The sequence below is a fragment of the Psychrobacillus sp. genome, assembly GCF_056205495.1.
In genome coordinates, this window is the sequence record NZ_JBAEAP010000251.1 from 1 (window position 1) to 2,132 (window position 2,132).

General features: G+C 39.2%; 2 protein-coding genes. One reads left to right on the top strand and one right to left on the bottom strand.

The window, feature by feature from the left end; translation table 11 throughout:
• Positions 1–23 precede the first annotated feature (23 nt).
• Positions 24–923 carry a 5'-3' exonuclease gene (locus AC06OU_RS07255; RefSeq protein ID WP_475854950.1) on the bottom strand — a complete coding sequence of 300 codons (900 nt, stop codon included), beginning with the start codon at positions 921–923 and terminating at the stop codon, positions 24–26.
• Positions 924–1,053: 130 nt separating this feature from the next.
• Here AC06OU_RS07255 and AC06OU_RS07260 point away from each other — a divergent pair.
• On the top strand, positions 1,054–2,132 hold a 1,079-nt coding region (locus tag AC06OU_RS07260; protein ID WP_475854951.1), incomplete at its 3' end, for an NAD(P)/FAD-dependent oxidoreductase.

Sequence of the window (2,132 nt, forward strand, 5' to 3'; positions counted from 1 at the left end):
AAATGCTCCCATCCTCACATTTGTTAAAGTTGTCCCACCGGCTTCTGTTTCCCTTGCAGCTGACGGTCTAAAATAGTGTAGCCATGCTCATATAAAAAATCGAATTTGCTCGTATCAATATTCGGTATGACTAAGTGATCGAGCTCCGCTTCAATTGGTACATCTCTACTGATTGTGGCAAGCTGCTTCGATAAGTGAAGCATTTCCAAGTCAGCTTCAATTTTTGTTCGCTGCCCCTTTGTTAAGAGATGTATAGAGTCTATTACCTTTTCAACTGAACCATAGGCTTGTATAAGCTGAAGAGCAGTTTTCGGTCCAATACCCTTCACGCCTGCATAACCATCACTGGAATCTCCCATAAAAGCCTTCACATCCGGGAACTGCAGTGGAGAGATACCGTATTCATCTGTGAATCTTTCATGATTATAGTAGTCATATATCGTAAAACCCTTTTTCGTGAATGCAATTTCAGTTGAAGGATCTAAAAGCTGAAGCAAATCCTTATCCCCACTGACAATCGTGAACTGTGCTTCGTCTTTCCATTTATGTGTGATAGATGCAATCGTATCGTCTGCTTCCATTCCAACTATCCCAAAGTTTTGCCATCCTAAATGCTCTGACAGCTCCTGGGCCATATCAAATTGAGGAATCATCTCCTCTGCCGGCTTTGGCCGATTCGCCTTATACCCATCAAATAGATCATTTCTAAATGTCTTCATTCCTTTATCCCAGCAAACCGCCATATGAGTAGGGTTCATTAGCTCCTGTGCTGCCAATACGTGACGTGCAAAGCCCTGTACTGCATTCGTTGGAATCCCCTTTTCATTTTTAAAATAGTTTCCTGACATAGCAGTTGCAAAGAAAGAACGGAATAATAATGCCATACCATCTATAACTAATACACGAGGTTTTTCCTGTGTCATATACATCATCCTTTAGTTTATTAAAAGCACTTAAACAAGCAGTTTAATACTTTTATCACATATTATTATAACATGGATTGAAAATAAAAATTAAGGGTATATAATTCTAAAAAACTCTTTGGAGGTACATATGAATCTACATAACGGGTCTCTTTATTGGCCAACTACAACAAAACCATTTACACCAAAATTCATTGAGCCTTTAGATATATACGATGTCGTTATTGTCGGTGGAGGAATGTCTGGCTCCTTAACTGCGCTATCGCTTGCGAAGACCGGATTGAAGGTTGCAGTATTAGATAAACGTATGATGGGTACCGGCAGCACTAGTGCGAATACAGGATTACTTCAGTATTCAAATGACATTATGCTTCATGAACTAATTGACCAAATCGGCGAAAAGGATGCTGTTCGCTTTTATCAGCTCTGTTATGAAGCAATGGATGAATTAGAGCTTGTGGCTAAAAGTCTCGATGAGGATTCGGATTTTATACGACGCCCTAGCCTGTGTTTTGCTAGCGAAGAAAATGATGTTGAGAAGCTAAAGGCAGAATACATAACACTTCAAAAATATAACTTTCCTTGTGATTATTTAGGAAGGAACGAGATAGCCAAAAAATTTTCCTTTTCCAAGGATGGCGCCCTGCTAACTTTAGGTGATGCAGAGGTTAACCCGTTAAAGTTTGTACAAGGGGTTCTTCGAAAAGCGGAAGAGCTAGGTGTTCATCTATATCCATATATAGAAGTTATCAATGTGATAGATAGAGATGATGATCTGGAAGTTCGAACAACTGGAAAATCGTTCTATGCTAAAAAAGTTGTATATACGACAGGATATGAGGATGTCCCTGTTGGAAAACGTAGTGGAGCTGATATCAATCATTCTTATGTGTTCGTCAGCAATCCTATTAGTAATTTAAGTGAATGGCATGAAAAAGCTTTAATATGGGAGACAAAGCGACCTTACTTATACGCTCGTACATGCAAAGAAGGTAGATTAATTATAGGTGGTATGGACAAAGACCAGCCTGAGGCACCACAATCGGAAGAGCTGACGATGAAGAGAGTAGAAAATCTTCTTTTCCAAGCAAGAGAACTATTCCCACAATACGATATAAGCATAGATTATGGATACGCTGCGACTTTTGGAGAATCTACTGATAATCTTCCATTCATTGGAGAACATCCAACGAAGGAAAATCATTATTA